Annotated in this window: 15 protein-coding genes; 5 read left to right on the top strand and 10 right to left on the bottom strand. The window is 70.6% G+C overall.

Translation table 11 applies throughout. The features are described 5' to 3' along the window. Positions 1-34: 34 nt before the first annotated feature. From ACERZO_RS13590 to ACERZO_RS13575, 4 genes are read right to left on the bottom strand one after another with little or no spacing between them, the layout of a single operon-like run. Complete coding sequence (locus ACERZO_RS13590; RefSeq protein ID WP_372664974.1) at positions 35-892, bottom strand: 2Fe-2S iron-sulfur cluster-binding protein; 858 nt, start codon at positions 890-892, stop codon at positions 35-37. Further along, the gene (locus ACERZO_RS13585) at positions 889-2634 is read right to left on the bottom strand and encodes an NAD(P)H-dependent oxidoreductase subunit E (RefSeq protein WP_372664973.1); all 1746 of its coding nucleotides are present in this window, start codon (positions 2632-2634) and stop codon (positions 889-891) included. Before ACERZO_RS13585 ends, ACERZO_RS13590 begins: the two co-directional genes overlap by 4 nt. A 1-nt stretch (position 2635) precedes the next feature. After that, positions 2636-4552, bottom strand: a complete 1917-nt coding sequence (locus ACERZO_RS13580) for a molybdopterin oxidoreductase family protein (protein ID WP_372664972.1) — start codon at positions 4550-4552, stop codon at positions 2636-2638. A 13-nt stretch (positions 4553-4565) separates the two neighbouring features. After that, on the bottom strand, positions 4566-5561 hold the full coding sequence (locus ACERZO_RS13575) for a 2-dehydropantoate 2-reductase (protein WP_372664971.1): 996 nt from the start codon (positions 5559-5561) through the stop codon (positions 4566-4568). A gap of 170 nt (positions 5562-5731) precedes the next feature. On the opposite strand from ACERZO_RS13575, the gene ACERZO_RS13570 reads away from it, so the two are divergent. Beyond that, a complete protein-coding gene (locus ACERZO_RS13570) occupies positions 5732-6469 on the top strand; it encodes a GntR family transcriptional regulator (protein ID WP_372664970.1) in 738 nt (245 codons plus the stop codon). A gap of 28 nt (positions 6470-6497) precedes the next feature. On the opposite strand, the gene ACERZO_RS13565 is transcribed toward ACERZO_RS13570, so the two are convergent. The 5 genes from ACERZO_RS13565 to ACERZO_RS13545 form a co-directional block, all read right to left on the bottom strand. Beyond that, entirely contained in the window at positions 6498-7877 is a 1380-nt protein-coding gene (locus ACERZO_RS13565; RefSeq protein ID WP_372664969.1) for an OFA family MFS transporter, read from the bottom strand. Between the two features lie 62 nt (positions 7878-7939). Further along, on the bottom strand, positions 7940-9319 hold the full coding sequence (locus ACERZO_RS13560; protein ID WP_372664968.1) for an OFA family MFS transporter: 1380 nt from the start codon (positions 9317-9319) through the stop codon (positions 7940-7942). A gap of 106 nt (positions 9320-9425) precedes the next feature. Next, on the bottom strand, positions 9426-11552 hold the full coding sequence (locus tag ACERZO_RS13555) for an acetate--CoA ligase family protein (RefSeq protein ID WP_372664967.1): 2127 nt from the start codon (positions 11550-11552) through the stop codon (positions 9426-9428). Further along, positions 11553-12782, bottom strand: a complete 1230-nt coding sequence (gene frc, locus ACERZO_RS13550) for a formyl-CoA transferase (RefSeq protein WP_372665569.1) — start codon at positions 12780-12782, stop codon at positions 11553-11555. Between the two features lie 14 nt (positions 12783-12796). Continuing rightward, positions 12797-14533, bottom strand: a complete 1737-nt coding sequence (locus ACERZO_RS13545) for a thiamine pyrophosphate-binding protein (RefSeq protein ID WP_372664966.1) — start codon at positions 14531-14533, stop codon at positions 12797-12799. A 269-nt stretch (positions 14534-14802) separates the two neighbouring features. Here ACERZO_RS13545 and sucC point away from each other — a divergent pair, with 269 nt between their 5' ends. Genes sucC through ACERZO_RS13525 form a run of 4 tightly spaced genes read left to right on the top strand, consistent with a single transcriptional unit; the run spans position 14803 to position 18082 of the window. Then, positions 14803-15948, top strand: coding sequence for an ADP-forming succinate--CoA ligase subunit beta (gene sucC, locus ACERZO_RS13540; RefSeq protein ID WP_372664965.1), 1146 nt, complete (start codon positions 14803-14805; stop codon positions 15946-15948). Positions 15949-15951: 3 nt separating this feature from the next. Beyond that, positions 15952-16833 (top strand): succinate--CoA ligase subunit alpha, encoded by an 882-nt coding sequence (gene sucD / locus ACERZO_RS13535; RefSeq protein ID WP_372664964.1) that lies wholly within the window; start codon positions 15952-15954, stop codon positions 16831-16833. Then, complete coding sequence (locus tag ACERZO_RS13530; protein ID WP_372664963.1) at positions 16830-17258, top strand: beta-class carbonic anhydrase; 429 nt, start codon at positions 16830-16832, stop codon at positions 17256-17258. The genes sucD and ACERZO_RS13530 overlap by 4 nt, the downstream gene beginning before the upstream one ends. Beyond that, positions 17258-18082: a LysR family transcriptional regulator gene (locus ACERZO_RS13525; protein WP_372664962.1), complete on the top strand. Its 825-nt coding sequence runs from the start codon at positions 17258-17260 to the stop codon at positions 18080-18082. The genes ACERZO_RS13530 and ACERZO_RS13525 overlap by 1 nt, the downstream gene beginning before the upstream one ends. Here the strand turns inward: ACERZO_RS13525 and fdhD are convergent. Continuing rightward, a complete protein-coding gene (gene fdhD, locus ACERZO_RS13520) occupies positions 18070-18903 on the bottom strand; it encodes a formate dehydrogenase accessory sulfurtransferase FdhD (protein ID WP_372664961.1) in 834 nt (277 codons plus the stop codon). The two genes, ACERZO_RS13525 and fdhD, sit on opposite strands and share 13 nt — an antisense overlap. Between the last annotated feature and the right edge of the window lies 1 nt (position 18904).

Genomic DNA, 18904 nt, shown 5'->3' with positions numbered 1-18904 from the left:
GCTCGTCGAGCCACGGCGCCTTCGGACGAGGGTGCTAGCGGTTCTGGACGTGCTGCCAGCCGAAGCGGCCCTTGATGCAGAGGTTCCCGTGCGTCACCGAGCTGTCGTGCGGGGACGTCACCTTGACGATCTCGTTGTCCTGGACGTGCAGCGTCAGGTTGCAGCCCACCCCGCAGAACGTGCACACCGTCGTCGTCTCGGTCTGGCGGGACTCGTCCCACGTACCGTCCTCGCGCTTGTCGTACTCGCGCTTGAAGCTCAGCGCCCCGGTCGGGCAGACCTCGATGCAGTTGCCGCAGTACACGCACGCGCTGTCCGGCAACGGGTTCGAGAACTCCGTCGAGATCCGGGCGTCGAACCCGCGGCCGGCCACGCTGATCGCGAACGAGTTCTGCCACTGGTCGCCGCACGCGTCGACGCACTTGTAGCAGAGGATGCACTTCTCGTAGTCCCGGACGTACAGTTCGTTGTCCACAATGGCCGGTTGGGCGACCGTCGCGGCGTCCGGGCCGAAGCGGCCGGGGTCCGCACCCGATTCGGCCAGCCACTCCGCGACGCCGGGGGTCGTCGACAGGTCCGTCGCCGACGCCAGGAGTTCGAGGACCACCTTGCGGCTCGTGCGCGTCCGCTCCGAATCGGTGTGCACCACCATGCCCGGCTCGGCCTTGCGGGAGCAGGACGGCACGAGGGTGCGCGAGCCTTCGACTTCGACCATGCAGACGCGGCACGCGTTCGCCGGCTCCAGGGTGTCGCCGTAGCACAGCGTCGGGATCTCCTTACCTGCCGCCGTGCAGGCGTCCAGGATCGTCGATCCTTCGGGCACGCGTACGGCCGCACCGTCCACAGTGAACTCGACCAGCCGCTTCGGGATCCCGATGTCCACAATGGTCATTGCAAGGCTCCCAGCCGGTCGATCGCGGATTCGATGGCGTTCCACGCCGTCTGGCCGAGGCCGCAGATCGACGAGTCCCGCATCACCCCGCCCACTTCCCGGAGCAGCGGCCGCTCCTCGGAGCCGGCCGCGAGGACGCGCCGGATCGCCTCCTCCTGCCGGACCGTGCCGATCCGGCACGGGACGCACTGCCCGCACGACTCGTCGCGGAAGAACTCCGCGATCCGCAGCAGGAACCCGCCGAGGTCGGCCAGGTCGTCCAGCGCCAGGACGACACCCGAGCCGAGCGTCGTCTTCGCCGCCCGCGCGTCCTCGAAGGTGAGCGGCAGGTCCAGCTCGTCCGGCCGGACGAACCCGCCGGCCGCGCCGCCCAGCAGGATCGCGCGCAGCGAGCGGCCCTCGGGTACTCCCCCGGCCAAGGAGAGGAGCTCCCGCAGCGTCGTGCCGAACGGCACTTCGTAGACGCCCGGCCGTTCGACGTTGCCGGACAGGCAGAACAGCTTCGGCCCGGCCGAGGCCTCCGTGCCGAGGGAACGGTACGCGGCCGCGCCCTCGGTGAGGATCAGCGGCACGTTGACCAGGGTCTCGACGTTGTTCACGACCGTCGGCTTGCCGAACAGCCCCTTCTCGACCGGGAACGGCGGCTTCGTGCGCGGTTCGCCGCGGAAGCCCTCGATCGAGTTGAAGATCGCGGTCTCCTCGCCGCAGATGTAGGCGCCCGCGCCGCGCCGGATCTCGATGTCGAACGAGAACCCCTCGTGGCCCATGATGTCCACGCCGAGGAACCCGCGTTCGCGGCAGACCTCCAGGGCGTTCCGCAGCAGCCGCAGCGCCCGGGGGTACTCGCCGCGCAGGTAGATGTACCCCTGCCGGGCCCCGATGGCGAACGCGGCGATCGTCATGGACTCCACCAGCGCGAACGGGTCGCCTTCGAGCAGCACGCGGTCCTTGAACGTCCCCGGTTCGCTCTCGTCGGCGTTGCACACCAGGTAGTGCGGACCGGCGGGCTGCGCGGCCGTGGCCGCCCACTTCCGCCCGGTCGGGAACGCCGCGCCCCCGCGGCCGAGCAGGCCGGCGTCGGTGACCTCGCGGAGCACCGCGGCCTCGCCCATGCGCAGGGCGTTGCGCAGCGCGGCGTACCCACCGGCCGCCCGGTAGCCGTCCAAACTGGACGGATCGACCACGCCGACCCGGCGCAGCAGCCGCAGCCCGTCCTTCTGGTGGATCAGCGGCGGCGCACCGTCCGAAGCGGACGGTTCCCGCTGGGCGGCCAGCACGGCCGACGCGCCGGTCGCCGGGGCGAGCAGCTCGGTGGCGGCCGGGTCGCCGGCCTGGAACGTCAGCGCCGCGGGGGCTCGTTCGCACACGCCGAGGCACGGGCTGCGCAGCCACGTGACCCCGCCGCGCGCCTTCCCCGCGGCGCCGACGTGCTCGGTGAGGACGTCGCACACGGTGTCCGCGCCCTTGAGCCGGCAAGCCAGGTCGGTGCACACGTGCACGACCCGTTCCGGGCGCTCCTCCAGCGCGAACAGCGAGTAGAAGCTGGCCACGCCGTAGGCCTCGGCGGGCGGCACGTGCAACGCCTCGCAGATGAGGTTGAGCGCACCCTGGCTGATCCACCCGACCCGGTCGTTGACCGCGTGCAGCGCGGGCAGCAGCTGGTCCCGGCCGCCGCCCTCGAAGCCGGCGACCGCGTCCCGTTCCTCGCGTGACGCGACCGCATCGAGGAGTTTGAGGTCCACTTCAGACCTCCGCGAGCTTGTCGACGCGGATGGCCGCGGCCTTGTACTCCGCCGTGCCGGCGATCGGGCAGGTCGCTTCGATGGTGATGACGTTGACGTCGACCTCGTCCGGGAAGTGGAAGGTCATGAACGCCAGCCCGGGCTTCAGGCCCTTGTCGAGCCGCACCGGCGCGACGATCTCACCGCGCCGCGAAGAGATCCGGACCAGCTCGTCGGGTTCGACGCCGAGCGAGCGAGCGTCTTCCGGGCAGAGGTCGAGGGTCTCGCCCTGGCGCAGCGGCGAGGGGAACCCGCCGGACTGGACGCCGGTGTTGTACGAGTCCAGCCGCCGTCCGGTGGTGAGCCGGATCGGGAACTCCTCGGTGAGCAGGTCGACCGGCGGGCTGTGTTCGAGCACCGTGAAGGGGGCCGGGCGGCCGCGCTCGGCCGGGTCCTCGGCCCACAGGCGGCCGTGCAGGAACGTCGGCTCGAGGGTGTCCTCGGAGTAGCACGGCCACTGGATGCCGCCCAGCTCTTCCAGCCGCCGGTACGACATCCCGGCGTGCATCGGGGACAGCGAACGCAGTTCGTCCCAGACCTCCTCGCCCCCGGTGTAGCGCCAGTCGTGGCCGAGCCGGCGGGCCAGTTCCGAGAGCAGCTCGATGTCGTCGCGCGCGCCCTCCGGCGGGTCGAGGGCCTTGCGGACGCGCTGGACGCGGCGTTCGGAGTTGGTGAAGGTGCCGTCGCTCTCGCACCAGGCCGCCGACGCGGGCAGCACGACGTCGGCCAGCTGCGCGGTCTTGGTGAGGAAGATGTCCTGCACCACCAGGTGGTCCACGTTGGACAGCCGCTTGATCGTGTGCTCGCAGTCCGCTTCGGACTGGACCGGGTTCTCTCCGATGATGTACACGCAGGTCAGGTCGCCGCGTTCCATCGCGTCGAGCATCTGGGTGAGGTTGAGGCCCTTGTGCGGCGGGATCGACGAGCCCCACGCGGTGTCGAACTTCGCCCGGACGTCCGCGTCGAGGACGTCCTGGAAGCCGGGCATCCGGTCCGGGATGGCGCCCATGTCGCCGCCGCCCTGGACGTTGTTCTGCCCGCGCAGCGGGTTCAGCCCGGCGCCGTAGCGGCCGACCTGCCCGGCCAGCAGCGCCAGGTTGATCAGCGCGAGGACGTTGTCGGTGCCGTTGTGGTGCTCGGTGATGCCGAGCGTCCACGACAGCTGCCCGCGATCGGCGCGGGCATAGGCGTGGGCCAGTTCGCGGATCAGCTCGGCCGGCACGCCGGTGGTCTTCTCGGCGACCTCCAGCGTCCACGGCTCGACCGACGCGGCGAACTCGGCGAACCCCTCGGTGGCGCGCTCGATGAACGTCGTGTTGGCCAGTCCGGAGTGGATGATCTCGCGGGCGATCGCGTGGGCCAGCGGGATGTCGGTGCCGACTTCCAGCTGCAGCTGCCGGTGGGCCCAGCTCGCGGTGCTCGTCTGCCGCGGGTCGACGACGAAGAGCTTCGCTCCCTTGTGGACGGCCTTGAGGACGTGCTGGAAGAAGATCGGGTGCGCTTCACGGGGGTTGCCGCCCCAGATCACGATGACGTCGGCGTCCTCGATCTCCTGGTAGGACGACGTCCCGCCGCCGCTGTCGAACACCCGGGCCAGGCCCGCGACGCTCGGCGCGTGGCAGGTGCGGTTGCACGAATCGACGTTGTTCGTGCCGATCACCGCGCGGGTGAACTTCTGCGCGACGAAGTTCATCTCGTTGGTCGCACGGGCGCACGAGAACATCCCGAACGCCTCGGGTCCCTTGCTTTCGAGCGTCCGGCGGATGCCGGCGGCGGCCCGGTCGAGGGCCTCCTCCCAGGTCGCCGGCCGCAGTACGCCGGAGTCGCGGACCAGGGGCCGGGTGAGCCGGACGTACGGCTCAGTGTTCCTGCGCTTCACGGGCACCTCCGGTTCAGTGCGCCCCGACGGGGACGGGCGGGTTGCTGGTGTGGTCGAGCAGCGAGATGGCGGCGTGGACGTGCCGCAGGGCCGGCGCGGGCACGCCGGTGAGGCCGGCCAGCTCCACGACCGCGCCGATGATCGCGTCGATCTCGAGGGGCTTGCCCGCTTCGAGGTCCTGCAGCATCGACGTCTTGTGGTGGCCGACGCGCCAGGCGCCGTCGATGCGCTTCTCGACCGAGACGCCGGGGTCGCTGCCGGCCGCGCGGGCGATCGCGAGGGTCTCGGTCATCATCGTGGCGACGAGCGCGCGCGTGTCGTCGTGCTCGCACATCTGGGCCATGGTCGCCCGGGTCAGCGCCGAGAGCGGGTTGAAAGCGACGTTGCCCATCAGCTTGATCCAGATGTCGTCGCGCAGGCGGGGCTCGACCGGGGCCTTGAGCCCGCCGGCGATCATCGCCGCGCTCAGCACCTTGCAGCGCGCGGAGATCTCGCCGTCCGGCTCGCCGAGGGAGAACCGCGTGCCCTCCAGGTGCCGGATCACGCCCGGCTCCTCGATGACCGTGGAGCAGTAGACGACGCAGCCGATCGCGCGCCGCAGCTCGAGCACGGCGGTCACCGAGCCGCCCGGGTCGACCGTCTCGACCCGCCGGTCTTCGAGCGGATGTCCCTTCAGGCCGTGGAAGTACCACCACGGGATGCCGTTCTGCGCCGCCACGATCGCGGTGTCCGGGCCGAGCAGCGGGGCGAGCAGCGGTCCGCACGAAGCGTAGGAGTTGGCTTTGAGGCCCAGGAACACGAAGTCGGCTTCGCCGACTTCGGCCGGGTCGTCCGTGACGTGCGGGTGCGCGGTGAAGTCGCCGCGCGGGCTGAGCACGCGGACGCCGTGCTCGCGCATCGCGGCGAGGTGGGCGCGCCGGGCGATCAGGTGCACCTCGGTCCCGCCGCGGTGCAGCGCGGCCCCGACGTAGGCGCCGATCGCCCCGGCCCCGAGAACAGCCACCTTCATGATGTGCCTCCCTGGTCGAGCGCTCGATTGCATACAGTATCCTGGATTCAGGAGTGAGGCCAGTGGCTGAGCAAAACACCACAGCAGGGTGAGAGTCTGGGATTTTGCATACCAAAACCTGTATCCTGATGGCAGATCATCGCGTTCCTCTCCCCCTTTCGAGGTGTCCCGTGAGCCAGCCCGCTTCGCCCCTCCCCGACCGCGGCCCGAGTGGCCGCCGCACGGCCAAGGGCTCGCTCAGCTCGACCGCCGCCAAGCGCGTCGAACGGCCCGCGCCGCTGCGGCAGGTCGTCTACGAGGCCCTCGCCGAGCTGATCATCAACCGCACCCTCGAACCCGGGCAGCACCTGGTCGAGGCCGACCTGGCCGAGTACCTGGGCGTCAGCAGGCAGCCCGTCCGCGAAGCCCTGCAGCGGCTGCAGAGCGAGGGCTGGGTCGACCTCCGGCCCGCCCAGGGCGCGTTCGTGCACCTCCCGACCGACGAGGAGGCCGACCAGCTGCTGAGCGTCCGCAGCGTGCTGGAGACGCACTCCGCGAAGCTCGCCGCCGCCCGCGCCACCGCCGACGACGTCGCCCGGCTCTGGGACCTGCAGAAGGTGGGGGTCGACGCGCTCGAGGCCGAAGACACCGAAGGCCTGGTCGCGGCCAACGCCGCCCTGCACGCGTTCATCACCGAGCTGTCGGGGAACGCCGTCCTCGCGGAACTGATCGGCCTGGTCGACCGCCGGGTCCGCTGGTACTACACGCCGATCGCCCGCCCCCGCGGCCAGGACGCCTGGCACGAGCACGAAGAACTGATCACGGCGATCGCGGCGGAGGACGGCGAACTGGCCGAGCAGATCATGGCCAAGCACACCGAACGGACCCGCCAGGCCTACCACGAACGTCCGGAGGCGCCCCGATCCTGATTTCGGCAGGACCGGGGCGCTCGCCGGGCTAACCGCCGGCCGAGGCCGACGGTCGCGCCACCAGCTCGGTTTCGGCGAGCTGGTGGCGCTTCCGGCCGGGCTGGCGCAGGAACAGCGTCAGCACCGCCGAAAGGAGCGCGATGCACCCGGCGAGGATGTACGCGCCCGTGTAGCCCCACACGCTGATGACCCCCGCGGCGAGCCCGCCGCCGCCGACGCCACCGACCAGTTTCGCGCTGTAGACCAGACCGTAGTTCGACGCGTTGTTGTTCTCGCCGAAGTAGTCCGGCACCAGCGCCGCGAACAGCGGGTAGAACGCGCCGCTGCCGAAGCCGGTCAAGAACGCGAACACCATGAACAGGAACAGGTTGTGCGTGTTCCCGGCGTAGAGCACGCCGAACTGCGCCCCGGCCGCGATCACCAGTACCAGGGTGAGCGTCTGCCGCCGCCCGATCTTGTCCGACGCCCAGCCGACGACCGCGCGGCCGGTGCCGTTCACGATCGCCAGCACCCCGGCCGACGAGGCCGCGACGAAGGCGCCGAAGTGGCTCACCTTCGCGAACGGCACCTGGAAGTTGATGCCGAACAGCGAAACCCCGCCGATGATGACCAGGCACACCCACATCAGCGGCAGCATGCCGGTGCGGATGGCCTCCCCCGGCGAGAACTGCTTCACCGCGGGCGGGTTCTTCGCCAGGCCCCCGCTCTTGGACCTCCGGTCGCGGACCCAGTTGAGCGGGTCGACGTCCTTCGGCCACCAGCTCTTCGGCGGGTCCTTGAACAGGAACCCGCAGATCCCGACGGCGACGAGCATGTACACGCCCATGACGTCGAGGATCACCGAATAGTTGGCCGGGGTGAGGAAAGCGGCGAACACGTAGATGAACGGAACCGCGCCGTAGGCGAAGCCGCCGTTGACGAAACCGGTCCGCGCACCCCGCTTTTCGGGGTACCACTTGCCGACCATGTTGATGCAGGTCGCGTACACCAGCCCGGCACCGATCCCGCCCAGCACCGAGTAGCCGGCGAACGCCAGCACGAGGTTGCCGCTGTGGGAGATGGTGAAGTAGCCGATGCCGCTGCACACCGCGCCGACCAGCATGGCCGTGCGCGCCGACACGATGTTCTTCTCCCGCAGGCGCCCCGCCGGGAACGCGACCGCGGCCTGGAACACGGCCCAGATGCTGGCCAGCCAGAACGCGTCCGACAGGGTCCAGCCGTACTTCTCTTCGAGGGTGCCTTCGACGGCACCCCAGCCGTACTCGAAGACGCTGACCGCCATCATGGCGATCCAGGGCAGCCAGACCATCCAGCTGCGCGAGCGCCCCATGATGTCGTGCGGCGACTCGCCTACCCGGTACACCCTTCCGTTCTCGTCAGTGATCTCCTGGTATGAAGCTGCGGTCATGAGAGTTCTCTTTCGTCACCGTTGACTCGTGTCCCTCTGCGGTCGTTCGTTGCTCCCGGACGTCAGCCGGTGGCGGGCCGGGCCACGAGCTCGGTTTCGGCGAGCCCGTGGCGCATCCCGCCGGGTTTCCGGCCGGGCTGGCGCAGGAACAGCGCGAGGCCGGCCGCCAGCAGGCTGGTCCCGGCCGCCAGGTAGAAGGCCGCGCCGTAGCCCCACCCGTCGATCACCATCTTTCCCAGGCCCGCGCCGACGATCCCCGAAACGAGTTTCGAGCTGTAGACGAGGCCGTAGTTGCTGGCGTTGTTGTTCTCCCCGAAGTAGTCGGCGGTCAGGGCGGCGAACAGCGGGAAGATCGCCCCGCCGCCGAACCCGGAAACCATCGACGCCAGCAGGAACAGCGGCATGCTGCCGAGCGAGCCGGACAGGTACACCGCGACCTGGGCCAGCCCCAGCACCACGCAGACCAGCAACAGCGTCTGACGGCGTCCGTAGCGGTCGGAGATCCAGCCGATCACCCCGCGCCCGGCGCCGTTGATGACCGCCTTGAGGCTCATCGCCAGCGCGACGATGCCGCCGGCGAAGCCCATCTCCTTGCCGAACGGAACCTGGGCGGAGATGCCGAAGATGTTGACGCCCGCCGTGCACAGCAGGCAGATCCACATCAACGGCAGCATCCCGGTCTTGAGCGCCTCCCGCGGCGTGAACTGCTTGACCGCCGGCGGGTTCTTCGCCAGCGACCGGCGCACGCGCGGGTCGTCGGGCACCTTGAGCGGGTCGACGTGGGCCGGCCACCAGTTCTTCGGCGGGTCGCGGAAGAAGAACCCGCTCACCGCGACGGCGGCGGCCAGGAAGAGCCCGACCGCGGGCAGGATGCTGCCGTAGTTGCCCAGGTCCAGGTAGGTCGTGAAGATGAAGATGAACGGGACGGAGCCGTAGGCGAACCCGCCGTTGACGAAGCCCGTCTTCCCGCCCTTCCGCTCCGGGTACCACTTGCCGACCATGTTGATGCAGGTCGCGTAGACGAACCCGGCGCCGCCACCGCCGAACAGGCCGAAGCCCAGGTACGCCCAGAAAACGGTCGGCGAATAGGCCAGGGCCAGGTAACCGAGCACCGTGCCGGCCGCGCCGAGGAACATCGCCGACCGGGCGGACAGCCGGCCGCTCTCCCGCATCTTGCCCGCCGGGAAGGCGACCGCCGCCTGGAAGAACACCCAGACGGCCAGCAGCCAGAAGATGTGCGCGCCGTGCCAGCCGTGCGCCGCGGACAGCGTGTCCTCGGCCGAAGTGAACGCGTATTCCGAAGAGCTGATGGCCATCATGGCCACCCAGGGCAGGACGACCATCGTCCACCGGGGTCTGCCCATGATGTCCCGGTCGGATTCGCCGACCCGGTAGACCCGCCCGTTCGGGTCAGTGATCTCCTGGTACGTAGCTGCGGTCATAAGAGTTCTCTTTCGTCACCGTTGACTCATGTCCCTCTGCTGCCGTCGTGCGTGCGGTGGATCATCGTCCTTTCCGTGTGGTCGGGCCAGCCCCTGTGGATGACGTTCAGAGCAGGCCCGCGGCCCGGGCCCAGCGGTACTTCGCGCCGAGCACGGCCACGGGCTTTTCGGTCGTGTACGGGTAGGCGACGACGCCGTGGTCGTAGAGGTAGTCGCTCGCCTCTTCGACTTCGACGTCACCGGACAACGACGCGACGACGGGCTTGTGGATGCCCTTCGCCCGGTACTCCTCGACCACCTGGGAGACGAGCTCGGCGAACACCATCGGCGGGGTGACGATGGTGTGCCAGTAGCCCAGGATCAGGGCGTGGATGCGGTCGTCCTCGAGGCCCAGCGCGATGGTGTTGCGGTAGGTCGAGGGGGGCTCGCCGCCGGTGATGTCGACGGGGTTGCCCGCCGCGCCGAACGGCGGGATGAACTCGCGGAACGCCGTGTCGAGGTCCGGCGGGATCTCCATCAGGCTCAGGTCGTTGTCGACGCAGGCGTCCGACAGCAGCACGCCGGAGCCGCCGGCGCCGGTGATGATGACGACGTTCTCGCCCTTCGGCGTCGGCAGCAGCGGGATGCCCCTGGCGTACTCGAGCATGTCGTTCAGCCCGGGCGCCCGGATCACGCCGCTCTGGCGGAGGATGTCGTCGTAGACCTTGTCGTCGCCGGCCAGCGCGCCGGTGTGCGAACTGGCCGCCTTGGCGCCCTGCGACGTCCGGCCCGCCTTGAGCACGACGACCGGCTTGCGCTTCGAGACCCGCTTGGCCGTCTCGGCGAACGAGCGGCCGTCCTTGAGGTCTTCGAGGTGCATCGCGACGAGCTGGGTGTTGTCGTCCTGCTCGAAGAAGGTGAGCAGGTCGTCCTCGTCGATGTCGGCCTTGTTGCCCACGCCGACGATCGAGGAGACGCCCATCTTCGCCGACCGGCTGAAGCCGAGGATCGCCATCCCGATCCCGCCACTCTGGGACGACAATGCCACGCCGCCCTTGACGTCGTACGGCGTGCAGAACGTCGCCGACAGGTTCTCCGGCGTGTAGTAGTAGCCGTAGATGTTGGGCCCGAGGATGCGGACGCCGTGCTTGCGCGCGATCGCGACGACCTCGTCCTGCAGCTCGATGTTGCCGGTCTCGCCGAAGCCGGAGGGGATGAGGATCGCCCCGGCCGCGCCCTTGCGGCCGACTTCCTCCAGCGCCGCGGGGACGAACTTCGCCGGGATGGCGAAGACGGCCACGTCGACGTCGCCCGGCACGTCGGCGATGCTCGCGTAGGCCTTGCGGTCGAGGATCTCGGTGGCCTTCGGGTTGATCGGGTGGATCTCCCCCGCGTAGCCGCCGTTGACCAGGTTTTTCATCACCGAGTTGCCGATCTTGCCGGCCTCGGCGGACGCGCCGATCACCGCGATCGACGCCGGCTTCATGATCCGGTTCATCGAGGCGAGGATCTCCTCCTGGGTGAACCTCTGCGGAGTTTTCGCCGCCTCCGGGTCGACCAGGATCCGGACGTCGACCGCGGTGGCGCCGGACGCCGTCGCGAGCACCGGGTTGAGGTCCACTTCGGACAGCTGGGGGAAGTCGGCCACCAGCTGCCCGAGCCCGGTGATCACCGCGGCCAGCGCGTCCCGGTCGACCGGATCCGAGCCGCGGACCCCGCGCAGGATCTCGGCGGCCTGGATGCCGTCGAGCATGGAGAGCGCTTCCCCGGTGGTCGTCGGCGCCAGGCGGAAGGTGACGTCCTTGAGCACCTCCACCAGGACACCGCCCAGCCCGAACGCGACGATCTTGCCGAACGTCGGGTCGGTGACCGAGCCGATGATCACCTCCTGCCCTTCGGTGAGCATCCGCTGCACCTGGACGCCGAGGACGCGGGCGTCGGCGTTGTACGCCTTCGCGTTCTCGATGATCTTCGTGAAGCCGGCCCTGACCGCTTCGGCGTCCTGCAGGCCGACGAGCACACCGCCGGCCTCGGTCTTGTGCAGGATGTCCGGCGAGACGATCTTGAGCACGACCGGCAGCCCGATGGCTTCCGCGTGCGTCACGGCTTCCTCGGCCGTGGCCGCCAGCCGTTCGGCGGGTGTCGGGATGCCGTAGGCCTCGCAGACCGCACGCCCCTCGGGCGCGGTCAGCGAGGACCGTCCTTCGGCCGCCGCCTGGTCGAGGATCTTTTCGACCGCCGCGCGATCCCCCACTCAGATCACCCCCGCGGCGCGGAACTTGTCCAGCTCGGCCTCGCTGTAGCCGAGTTCGGCCAGCACCTCGTCGTTGTGCTCGCCGAGCAGCGGCGACCGGTGGATCTCGACCGGTGAGTCGGAAAGCTTCAGCGGACAGCCGACGGTCTTGAAGCTGCCGCGCTCGGGGTGCGCGACCTCGACGACCGACTCGAGCTCTTCCAGGGTCTCGTCCTCGATCAGTTCCTTCGTGGACAGGATCGGCCCGCACGGGATGTTGTGGGCGTTGAGCTTCTCCATCACTTCCCACTTCGTGTGCTTCTCGGTCCACTCCTCGACGAGGGCGAACATCTTGTCCAGTTTGGACAGCCGGACCTCGGGGGTGGCCCACGCCGGGTCTTCGGCCAGTTCCTCCTTGCCGATCAACCGGGCGAGCGGTGCCCAGCCGGGTGGCTGGACGATCACGTAGATGAAGTCGTTCGGCCCGCCGGGCGCGCACTTGACCGCCCAGCCGGGCTGGCCGCCGCCGGAGGCGTTGCCCGAGCGCGGGACCTCGTCGCCGAACTGGTCGTTGGGGTACTCGCCGAGCGGGCCGTGCGCCAGGCGCTGCTGGTCGCGCAGCTTCACGCGGCACAGGTTGAGCACGGCGTCCTGCATGGCGACCTGGACGCGCTGGCCGCGGCCGGTGGAGGTCCGCTGGTACAGCGCGGCGAGGATGGCGGCCACCAGGTGGATGCCGGTGCCGGAGTCGCCGATCTGCGCGCCGGTCGCGGTCGGCGGGCCGTCCTCGAAGCCGGTGGTGCTCATCGCGCCGCCCATGGCCTGCGCGATCACCTCGTAGGCCTTGAAGTCGGCGTAGCGGCCCGGTCCGAAGCCCTTGATGGAGGCGTAGATCAGCCGCGGGTTCAGCGCCGAGAGCTTGTCCCACGGGTAGCCGAACCGGTCGACGACGCCCGGGCCGAAGTTCTCGACCAGGATGTCCACTCCGGACACGAGCTTCTCGAAGACTTCCTTGCCCTCGGCGCTCTTCATGTTGAGCGTGATGCTGCGCTTGTTGGCGTTGAGCATCGTGAAGTAGAGGCTGTCGACGCCGGGCAGGTCGCGCAGCTGCCCGCGCGTGATGTCGCCCCGGCCGGGGGTTTCCAGCTTGATGACGTCCGCGCCGAGCCAGGCGAGCAGCTGCGTCGAGGACGGTCCGGACTGCACGTGCGTCATGTCGAGGACGCGGACGCCCTCCAGTGCCTTGCCCATGCCTTGGCCTCCGCTCACTTGTACATGGTCTGGTTCATGGTTCCGGGGGCGTACACGTCGGGATCGACCCAGACGTTGATCAGCGACGGCAGGCCGGATTCACGCGCCCGCAGCAGCGCCGGCCCGATGTCGGCCGGGTCGCGGACCTCTTCGCCGTGGCCGCCGAGCATCCGCGCGAACTCGTCGTAGCGGACGTCGCCGAGGGTGTTGCCGACGCGCTCGCGCGGCAGGCCGTACTTCGCGGCCTGGCCGTAGCGGATCTGGTTCATCGACGAGTTGTTGCCGACGATCCCGACGAACGGCAGGTTGAACCGCACGAGCGTTTCGAAGTCCCAGCCGGTGAGGCTGAAGGCGCCGTCGCCGAAGAGCGCGACGACTTCCTTGTCGGGGCGCGCGTGCTTGGCGGCCAGGACGAAGGGGACGCCGACGCCGAGCGTCCCGAGTGGACCGGGGTCCATCCAGTGGCCGGGTGACTTCGGCTGGACGACCTGGCCGGAGAAGGTGACGATGTCGCCGCCGTCGCCGATGTAGATCGAGTCCTCGGTGAGGAACTCGTTGATCTCGTGGACCAGCCGGTACGGGTGGATCGGGCTCGCGTCGGAGTGCTGCAGCGGCAGGCGCTTCTGCTTCGCCTTCTCCTCCACGGCCTGCAGTTCTTCGAGCCAGGTCTTGCGGCCGACGGCGCCGTTGTCGGACCGGCCGGACGCGGCCTCGGCGACGGCGGCGAGGACCTGGCCGGCGTCGCCGACGATGCCGAGGTCGATGTCGCGGTTCTTGCCGACCGTGCGGTAGTCGAGGTCGATCTGGACGACGGTGGCGTCCTTCGACAGCCGCTTGCCGTAGCCCATCCGGAAGTCGAACGGGGTGCCGACGATGACGATGACGTCGGCGTTGTCGAAGGCGTAGCGGCGCGAAAGCTGGAAGTGGTGCGGGTCGCCCGGCGGCAGCGTGCCGCGGCCGGCGCCGTTCATGTACGCCGGGATGTTGAGCGTGCGCACCAGGTCGACGGCCGGCTCGGTGGCGCGCGCGGTCCAGACCTGGCTGCCGAGCAGGATGGCCGGCTTCTTCGCGCGCACCAACAGGTCCGCGAGCTTTTCGATGTCGGCGGGGTCGCCGGCGTTCTTCGTCGACGCGCGGTAGCGGCCGGCTTCGGGGATCCTCGCGTGGTCAAGGGGTACGCGCGCGTCGAGGACGTCGCGCGGGATCTCCAGGAACGACGGCCCGGGCGCGCCGGCGTAGGCCTCGCGGAAGGCCATGCTCACGAGGTCGGCGACCCGGGCGGTGTGCGGCACGGTGGCGGCGAACTTGGTGATCGGCGTCATCATGTCCACGTGCGGGAGGTCCTGCAGGGACCCCATCTTGTGCTGGGTCAGCGCGCCCTGGCCGCCGATGAGCAGCATCGGGCTCTCCGCGCGCAGGGCGTTCGCGACCCCGGTGACGGCGTCGGTGGTGCCGGGCCCGGCGGTGACCACCGCGCAGCCGGGCTTGCCGGTGATCCGCGCGTAGCCGTCGGCCGCGTGGGCCGCGACCTGTTCGTGCCGGACGTCGATGACCTGGATGCCTTCGTCGACGCAGCCGTCGTAGATGTCGATGATGTGGCCGCCGCAGAGGGTGAAGATCGTGTCGACCCCTTCGGCCTTCAACGCCTTGGCCACCAGGTGGCCACCCGAGATCTCGGCGGGCGCGGGCTCGGCGCCGTTCGTCGCCGCGGCACTCTCCCCCGCGGTGGTGCCGGTCGTGGTCAGCGCCATTGCTCAACTCCTCTGGTCCGCCGCCGGATCTCTCTTGTCCGGCGGTGCGTACTCCGGTCCGCTCGTTCGCCGCTGTCGGCGTCCATCGAGGTCAGCGGCCTCTTCGCAGCAGACTGTAGATTGCATACCGTATGGGGTAGGCATATAGTCACTCTTCAAGCAGCCCGTGTCCAGGGCCATCCGCAGGGTTTTTCCGGCACTCGAAGCCGGCCCCGCGGACCACCACTCCACGCCCTTCGCCCGGCCCCGTCGCGGAAAGGACGCCCCGCATGGACCTCTTCGAACACGAAGCCCGTGACCTCTTCGAGAAGCACGGCGTACCCGTCCCCCGCGGCCGGGTCGCCGCCGATCCCGCGTCAGCCCGGGCCGCGGCCGCTTCCCTCGACGGCCCAGTGGTCGTCAAGGCCCAGGTGAAGACCGGCGGCCGCGGCAAAGCGGGCGGGGTCCGCGTGGTGCGGACCGCCGACGACGCCGAACAGGCCGCCGACGACATCCTCGGCATGGACATCAAGGGCCACACCGTGCACCGCGTCCTGGTGACCGAAGCGAGCGAGATCGCCGAGGAGTACTACTTGTCCTTCTTGCTCGACCGCGCCGGGCGCACGTTCCTCGCCATGGCGTCGACCGAAGGCGGCATGGAGATCGAGGAGGTCGCGGCGTCCCGGCCGGACGCGCTCGTCCGGGTACCGGTCGACCCCCTGTCCGGCGTCGACTCGGCCGCGGTGGCCGCCGCGTTCCCCGCCGACGTCCGCGGCGAGGTCGCCGGCGTCGTCGAGAAGCTGTGGGACGTGTTCGTCGCCGAGGACTGCACGCTGGTCGAGGTGAACCCCCTGGCCAGCACGTCGACCGGGATCGTCGCGCTGGACGGCAAGATCACCCTGGACGACAACGCGGTCTTCCGCCGGTCCGCGTCGTTCGACGACACCTCGGACAGCGATCCCCTGGAACGGGAAGCGCGGTCGAAGAACCTCAACTACGTCAAGCTCGACGGCGACATCGGCGTCATCGGCAACGGCGCCGGGCTGGTCATGTCCACTTTGGACGTCGTCGCGGCCGCCGCCGCGAAGGCCGGCGCGCGCGGGCCCGCGAACTTCCTCGACATCGGCGGCGGCGCGTCGGCGCAGGTGATGGTCGACGGGCTGACCGTGATCCTCGGCGACCCGCAGGTGCGCAGCGTGTTCGTCAACGTCTTCGGCGGCATCACCGCGTGCGACGCCGTCGCGACCGGGATCGTCCGGTCGCTGGAGATCCTGGGCACCCGCGCCACCAAGCCACTCGTGGTCCGGCTCGACGGCAACAACGTCACCGAAGGCAGGCGGATCCTCGCCGACGCCGCCCATCCCCTGGTCACCGTGGTGGCCACCATGGACGACGCCGCCCGCGAGGCGGCGAAGCTCGCGATCGCGGAGGTCTGAACCGTGGCCATCTTCCTGGACGAGAACAGCCGGATCGTCGTCTCCGGCATCACCGGCTCCGAAGGCGCCAAGCACACCCGGCGGATGCTGGCCGCGGGGACGAACGTCGTCGGCGGCGTCAACCCGCGCAAAGCCGGGCAGCACGTTTCGCTCGGCTCGGCCGACCTTCCCGTGTTCGGCAGCGTCGCGGAGTCGATGGCGGCGACCGGAGCGGACGTCTGCGTGCTGTTCGTGCCGCCGCCGTTCGTCGCCGACGCCGTGGTCGAAGCGGTCGACGCCGGGATCGGGCTCGCGGTGGTGATCACCGAGGGCGTCCCGGTGCACGACAGCGCCCGGCTGTGGTCCCACGCCGTCGCCGCGGGCGGGCGCACCCGGATCATCGGGCCGAACTGCCCCGGCATCATCTCCCCCGGCAAGTCGAACGCGGGCATCATCCCGGCCGACATCACCGGCCCGGGGCGGATCGGGCTGGTGTCGAAGTCCGGCACGCTGACCTACCAGCTCATGCACGAGCTGCGCGACATCGGGTTCTCCACGTGCGTCGGCATCGGCGGCGACCCGATCATCGGCACGACGCACATCGACGCCGTCGAAGCGTTCGAAAAGGACCCGGAGACGGACCTGATCGTGCTGATCGGCGAAATCGGCGGCGACGCGGAGGAGCGGGCCGCGGAGTTCGTCCGGGCCAACGTGTCGAAGCCGGTCGTCGGGTACGTCGCCGGGTTCACCGCGCCGGAGGGCAAGACGATGGGCCACGCGGGCGCGATCGTCTCCGGCTCGGCGGGCACGGCGGCGGCGAAGAAGGAAGCCCTGGAGGCGGCGGGCATCCGGGTCGGCCGCACCCCGAGCGAGACGGCGGCGCTCGCCCGCGAGGTACTGGGATGACGTCGGCGGTCCCGCGGCTGAAGCTGGCGGTGCTCGCGTGCATGGACGCGCGGATCAGCGTCTCCCGGCTGCTCGGCCTCCGGGAGGGCGACGCGCACGTGATCCGGAACGCGGGCGGCGCGGTCACCGACGACGCGATCCGGTCGCTGACGGTGAGCCAGCACCTCCTGGGCACCCGCGAGATCGTGCTGATCCACCACCAGGACTGCGGGATGCGGCGGTTCACGGACACGGACTTCGCCCGCCGCCTGGAGTCGTCGACGGGGATCCGGCCGGGCTGGGCGGCGGAGACGTTCACCGACCCGGTCCAGGACGTCCGCCAGTGCATCGCCCGGCTGCGGGCGTCGCCGTTCCTGCGGCACACGGACGCGGTGCGCGGCTACGTCCTCGACGAGCGGACCGGCGCGCTCGACGAGGTGCCGTGATGGAGCTGCGCCAGCTGGCGGTGGTGGTGGCGGTCGCCGAGGAAGGCGGCTTCACGGCGGCCGCCCACCGGCTGCGGACGGTCCAGTCGACGGTGTCCACAGTGGTCCGCGCCCTGGAGCGCGACCTGGGGACCCCGTTGTTCCACCGCACGACGCACCGGGTGGAGCTGACGCCCGCCGGCGAGGCGTTCCTGCCCGCCGCACGGGCGGCCCTGGAGGCGGCGGCCCGCGCGCGGGCGGCCGTGACCCCGGTGAGCGGGCAGGTGCGGCTGGGGGTGTGCCCGGGGTTGCTGGCGGACTGGCACCGGGTACTGGCCACGTTGCGGCACGTGCACCCGGGGTTGGCGGTGGAGGTCCGCCAGGTCGCGGCTTGCAACGGGCCGGGGGCGGTGGCGGAGTCCACAGTGGACGTGGTGCTGACGATTGCCGAAAACTGCGGGCCGGAGTTGCTCGAATCCGCGGCTTTCACTCCCCTGCCGGGCGAAGAGCTCGTTCTCGCCACCGCGCCCGGCGGCTCTCCCTCGGCGCCCGCCGATCTGTCCGAACTGTCCCTCGTGGACTTCCCGGCCGGCTGGGCCATCCGGGAAGCCGTCGACCGCGCCTTCCCCGGCCGCCGGCTTTCGCTCGAGGTCGATGATCTCGCCGTGGCCGCCGGGTTGCTCCGGGCCGGGCTCGCCGCCTGCGTGCTGCCTTCCTCGGCCGCCGCGCGGTTTCCCGATCTCACCGTCCGGCGGTTCGACCGCCCGCCGGCCTGGCAGCTCGGCGCCGTGCACCGGGCCGACGTCTCCCCCGCCGTCGCCGCCTTCCTCGCTCAGCTCGGCTGAAGCCCCAGCCGGTCCGGTCGCGTGTAGACGTTCATCGACGTGCCCCGCAGGAACCCCACCAGCGTCAGCCCCACCTCGGCCGCCAGGTCCACCGCCAGTGACGACGGCGCCGAAACCGCCGCCAGCAACGGGATCCCGGCCATCACCGCCTTCTGCACCAGCTCGAACGACGCCCGCCCGCTCACCATCAGCGCCGTCCCCGACAGCGGCAGCCGGCCGTCGCGGGTCGCCCAGCCGACCACCTTGTCCACCGCGTTGTGCCGGCCGACGTCCTCGCGCAGGCACAGCAGCTTGCCGTCGGCGTCGAACAGCCCCGCCGCGTGCAGCCCGCCGGTCCGGTCGAAGACCCGTTGCGCCGCACGGAGTTCGTCGGGCAGCCCGGCCAACGTCGCCGGGTCGGTGGCGAACGGGTCCGCGGCCACCGGCCACGTCACCGTCGTCCGGACGGCGTCCAGGCTCGCCTTGCCGCACAGCCCGCACGAGGACGTCGTGTAGAAGTTCCGCTCCACCGACGCGTCCGGCGGCGCGACGCCCGGCGCGAGCACGACGTCCAGGATGTTGTACGTGTTGCTCCCGTCGGCCGTGGCGCCGGCGCAGTAGCGGATCGAGTGGATGTCCGCGGCCGCCCGCACCACGCCCTCGCCGACCAGGAACCCGGCGGCGAGGTCGAAGTCGTCGCCCGGGGTGCGCATCGTGATGGACAGCGCCTTCCCGGCCACCCGGATCTCGAGGGGTTCTTCGACGGTCAGCGTGTCCGGCCGCGCGGTGTGCGCGCCGTCGTGGACGCGCAGCACCCGGCGCCGGCTCGTCATCCGCCCCACG

It is taken from the genome of Amycolatopsis kentuckyensis, from assembly GCF_041679295.1.
Lineage (GTDB): Bacteria > Actinomycetota > Actinomycetes > Mycobacteriales > Pseudonocardiaceae > Amycolatopsis > Amycolatopsis kentuckyensis_A.
The sequence above is the reverse complement of the archived record's forward strand: the minus strand, read 5'-3'. Positions and strand labels throughout refer to the sequence as shown.

Coding starts and splice junctions, on each gene's coding strand:
- ACERZO_RS13590 (WP_372664974.1), bottom strand. CDS start 892: ATGACCATTGTGGACATCGGGATCCCGAAGCGGCTGGTCGAGTTCACT.
- ACERZO_RS13575 (WP_372664971.1), bottom strand. CDS start 5,561: ATGAAGGTGGCTGTTCTCGGGGCCGGGGCGATCGGCGCCTACGTCGGG.
- ACERZO_RS13565 (WP_372664969.1), bottom strand. CDS start 7,877: ATGACCGCAGCTTCATACCAGGAGATCACTGACGAGAACGGAAGGGTG.
- ACERZO_RS13560 (WP_372664968.1), bottom strand. CDS start 9,319: ATGACCGCAGCTACGTACCAGGAGATCACTGACCCGAACGGGCGGGTC.
- frc (WP_372665569.1), bottom strand. CDS start 12,782: ATGGGCAAGGCACTGGAGGGCGTCCGCGTCCTCGACATGACGCACGTG.
- ACERZO_RS13545 (WP_372664966.1), bottom strand. CDS start 14,533: ATGGCGCTGACCACGACCGGCACCACCGCGGGGGAGAGTGCCGCGGCG.
- sucC (WP_372664965.1), top strand. CDS start 14,803: ATGGACCTCTTCGAACACGAAGCCCGTGACCTCTTCGAGAAGCACGGC.
- ACERZO_RS13530 (WP_372664963.1), top strand. CDS start 16,830: ATGACGTCGGCGGTCCCGCGGCTGAAGCTGGCGGTGCTCGCGTGCATG.
- ACERZO_RS13525 (WP_372664962.1), top strand. CDS start 17,258: ATGGAGCTGCGCCAGCTGGCGGTGGTGGTGGCGGTCGCCGAGGAAGGC.